The organism is Thalassospira sp. CA1 (assembly GCF_059052855.1).
In genome coordinates this window covers 1-4259 of sequence record NZ_JBZCIA010000020.1, presented here as the reverse complement: position 1 = coordinate 4259, position 4259 = coordinate 1, and the positions used below count along the sequence as shown (strand labels likewise).

At 42.7% G+C, this 4259-nt stretch carries 4 protein-coding genes; all 4 read right to left on the bottom strand.

Going from position 1 to position 4259, the window contains the following annotated elements; all coding sequences use genetic code 11:
* Nucleotides 1-336 precede the first annotated feature (336 nt).
* Genes AC5Q5A_RS19675 through AC5Q5A_RS19660 form a run of 4 tightly spaced genes read right to left on the bottom strand, consistent with a single transcriptional unit; the run spans nt 337 to nt 4187 of the window.
* Nucleotides 337-1488, bottom strand: a complete 1152-nt coding sequence (locus AC5Q5A_RS19675; protein WP_493896349.1) for an N-acetyl sugar amidotransferase — start codon at nt 1486-1488, stop codon at nt 337-339.
* 4 nt (nt 1489-1492) lie between these two features.
* Entirely contained in the window at nt 1493-2263 is a 771-nt protein-coding gene (locus AC5Q5A_RS19670; RefSeq protein WP_493896348.1) for an AglZ/HisF2 family acetamidino modification protein, read from the bottom strand.
* Between the two features lie 3 nt (nt 2264-2266).
* A complete protein-coding gene (hisH, locus tag AC5Q5A_RS19665) occupies nt 2267-2878 on the bottom strand; it encodes an imidazole glycerol phosphate synthase subunit HisH (protein WP_493896347.1) in 612 nt (203 codons plus the stop codon).
* A 4-nt stretch (nt 2879-2882) separates the two neighbouring features.
* Nucleotides 2883-4187 carry a hypothetical protein gene (locus AC5Q5A_RS19660; protein ID WP_493896346.1) on the bottom strand — a complete coding sequence of 435 codons (1305 nt, stop codon included), beginning with the start codon at nt 4185-4187 and terminating at the stop codon, nt 2883-2885.
* Between the last annotated feature and the right edge of the window lie 72 nt (nt 4188-4259).

The following is a 4259-nucleotide window of genomic DNA, read 5'->3' as shown; positions in this document are numbered from 1 at the left end:
AAGAAGAAATATCAGATAAAATGGTATAATATTTCGTGAAAAAAACGAATTATTTTTGTTTGATATTAAAGAGTATAGAGAAATAGGAAGTATCAATATGTAGAGTAAATTCCACGAAATAAAGTCGGCATAAAATGGTGCGGACATAGCCACTCCGCACAAGAAATTATGCAGTTTTTGCTCGGGAACAGAGAAAAAGTCGCTGCGTACGCGAACAATATTTTTCATGAATTCTCACAACTTTGTTTTTCTATGCAGTTTTTTGGTCAAAAAGATTTGTACTGTTTACGCCGATTGTGGCGAGGTCAAATTGTAGTTTCGTGTGTGAAGACTATTTCAATGAATTTTTATTTGCTTTCCTATCACTTTTGAAATTAATTGTTGTGCGGCCTTCATTGGTATGTAGTATTTGTTCCAGTTAGGAAATGACGTGTGGTGCCGATTTTCTTGCTTCATTATGTCATTGAATTCTTGTCGCGAAATACGTAGCTTTTTACAAAAATAGGTGATGTCCATTTCCAATTCATCTTCACTGTACAGAGGAATGTCCAGGATACGTAGCGCCTCTTCTCTGGTTATTTGTTTAGAGACAATCATGCTGGACAGGTGTGGGCGACGTTTATCGTATCCAAATTTGTTCGGCAGATAATAATTCTGAAAAAATTTGGTAAACTGTGATTCACCATGTTTTCCTGCGTAAGCTTTGTAGCCGACTTTTTCTTCTAGTTCTCGTAATGCATCAGCTTTAACGTAGGGCATGTAGTCAAGTGGGCGTATTGTCCGCATTTTCTTAACTAATGGATACCAAAAATAATATTCAAAGAAGCTAATTGTGCGGTAGTCCCTAAGTTTTCTCTTTCCAAATTTTTTGTGTATTGATCTGAGGTTAATGGAATCCATCGCACTTCCGTGCCAAGAGTTAGGGAAGATACTTTCCGTTGCTAGATTTCCACCAGAAAAAACATATCTAATGCCTTGGCTATTTGCGATGTGATAAAGCATAGCAAAGAAAACGTGGTCTTGTGGTACGTCTTGATTAGCAATACCCGAGCGTAAATACGCTAGTTGGAGATCGCGCATCTCTTCCCAATTTACCACGTGGGTGTAAAGATCATAATTGCAGTATTTCACTACTGCTTCAATATTGGCAACTGCTAACTCGCTATTCCAGCCTGCATCAATATGGACGACAAGAGGGCGGAGGCCCATTTCATTGACCTTCAAGGCTAGATATGAGCTGTCTACACCCCCGCTGAGCCCAAGTATACAGTTGTATTGACTGTTCTTAGTTGTGGTTTTAACTGTTTCAATAAAGCGATCTAGTATTTGTTGACCTTCCGCATTAGGGAACCAGTTTTTTGAAGTATGTTCAAAGAACTCGACGCAGTGATTGCATTCGCCTTGGTTGTTGAATATGATTTCAGGGTCACTGGTGTCCATAACGCACCGAGTGCATTGTTGATATTCTCTGTGGTTTTGTGAAATCATCAACTTATCCATCATGTCCTTCAAAAAGCTTCTCAAGATCTTGATATTGTGGGTATGTGATCAGAACAGCTTTGTGTGGGCCGTGAAACACGAAGAAAGACCCGGCTGCCACGGCGCTTGCACCTGCTCTTACAGCGGCTTTGATGTCGTCCAAGCTTGAGATACCCCCTACTGCAGTCAAAGGCACCTTTATCGCCTTGCTTGCTGTACTAATTAAATCCAAGTCTGGACCAGATAGTGTCCCATCTTTATCAACCGAATTAAGTAATATCTCTCCTGCACCCGCTCCAACTTGTTGTTGTAGGTATGCTATCCAATCAGAGTCAACGATCTTCCGCTCAGCAGCTTTGAAAAGCTTTGGTTTGTTGAACCAGTTCTTTTTTATATCGACTGACAATACGATGCTTTGGGTTCCGAACTTTTGGGCCAAATCACCTATTAATTGTGGATTTTGTAAAGCGGCTGTCTGCACGCAAATCTTCTCAACGCCACACGCAAAAATTCGACCAGCCTGCTCCACTGTTGAGATCCCGCCTCCATAAGCCAGCGGCATAAAGCACTCGCCAGCCAGCTCCTCAATGAGCTGATAGTTTGGTTCAGAACCTGTTTGGCTTGCCGCTATATCAAGCACCATTAATTCATCGACTTCCTTGTCGTTGAATATGCGAATTGCATTGATAGGGTCGCCGACATACTTGGGGTTCTTAAATTTAGTTGTTTTAACTAGTCCTTCATTCTGCAGCAGAAGTGCCGGAATGACTCTGTTACGCAACATAGTCTAAATTTCCCAAAACCGTTTCATGAGCGCCATGCCGAACTTGTGGCTCTTTTCGGGGTGAAACTGCGCACCAAATATCGCGTCTTTTTGAAAAGCAGCACAAAATTCGCGACCGTGAGAAGCTGTCGCAATCGCGAGGCTCGGATCATCTAGCTCTACATAATATGAATGAACAAAATAGAATCTTAAATCACGTTCTTCCGCCAGTATAAGCGAATTGGGGCGTGCAATAGTTACATTGTTCCATCCCATATGAGGAATCTTCAGATGGGTCTCGTCTGAAAAATTAAATTTTTTAACGTTACCGTCTACTAGTCCAAGGCCTCTTTCGTCTCCTTCTTCGCTTGTTTTGCATAGTAACTGCATTCCCAAGCAGATGCCAAAAATTGGAGTTCCTGATCGTGCCGCGCTCATCAAAGGTTCTACTAACCCGCATCTGGCAAGTGAGCGCATTCCTTCGTCGAAGTGTCCGACACCTGGCAAAATGATTTTTGAAGCACTAAACAATTCTTTTTTTGATGACAGAAATGTCGATTTTCCACCAACTTTTGAGATCATCCGTTGGATTGAACCGATGTTGCCCATTCCTGTGTCTAGTATACCGATATTCACAAAGTTAACCCGTTTGTTGTTTGGTTTGGGATAGTCTCCCGGCTTTTAGTATCCAGCTTGTGGCTTCATCCCATGCTGCGTCGTCTTCTATATTAAGCAACCTTGGTTCTGTTTTTTTCGCGTTGTCGACCCAATCCGATATCAGTTTCTTCGACGAAGTGCGTTTCTCGATATAACCTTCATGAAGTAAATCTTCGAATAGTAATTCGTTAGTGCCGCCATTCTGTAGCGTGGGGCACAGCATCAGAGATTTTAGCCCCATTGCCGCCGCATCATAGCAAGCGCTCGAAGCCATAGAGATATTACCAGCACAGTGTAATGCTACACTTGGCAGCGGAAGTGTCGAAGATTGCTCCCACTCTGTGTTGGGGTGGCAAGCAACATAATTCCGTGTGAACTGACGCAGCTTAGCATACTTGGAGTCACGCAATTGAACCGGATGCAATCGAAATCGCCAGAATATGTCCTGTCTATTTGCTATGACCCAAGACAAATCCTCTGGGAACAAGCCGTTAGCAAGAATCCCGTCAAACGGCGAATTGGGACCATGGTCTCCGGCATATCCCCACATTAGGGTGATGAGTATCTCTTTCTGGAACTTCTTTCGATCTGTCCGGGGGAGCGCCCATTCTTTTGGAAGACATGATAAGCGTGCAGGAGTAAAGCGTCTAAGGAACGGATGTGGGATAGTTTTTACTTCTATCTGAGGAGAAGTCTGGTTGGAAAATAGAAGTGAGGACTGCGGGCTTAAAGATAGGATGCCGTTAGGTAGCTCTTTTGACGTTGCGACGTCCCAGCCGGCGGGTAGGCAGGTGTGAGATACGCCATGTAATAATTCGAGGGAAAAAATTTCCATATCGTGTGCTGCAACACACAAGTCCCTCCGAGTATCTATAGATATTACAATTTTTGCCCGCGTTTTTTGCAGAATTGATTTGTAGAGGTCAGTGGGGGTTAGCGACAGAGAGCGAGCCATGCGTGGCGAAAATTTCGTGAGTACTCTGGAAATCAAGTACGGTTTGTTTATCGATATAGGTGAACCATGCGCATGCTCGCGTGTCAGGCGTGAGAAAGGATGAGCTATAGTCGCGCATCTCAGTCCTTTTCCCTCAAAATAGTCTTTTAAGCTATCAATAAGAGGTGAATAAGCCTTGTTTCCTAGGGTGACACCACGGTCGACATCGTGACAGAAAAACAAAATGTCAAACTTTTGTAATTGGTTTCTGTCGTCTCCAGTATAGGTATCTATCTTACTATAAGTATTTTTAATAAAATCCAGTAACGGTTTGGTTAGACTTGACAGGGACATCAACATGTTCTCATGCAAAGATTAGCTTATGAAACACGATTTATATGATTTAGCTGTGATCAGAACTTCTAA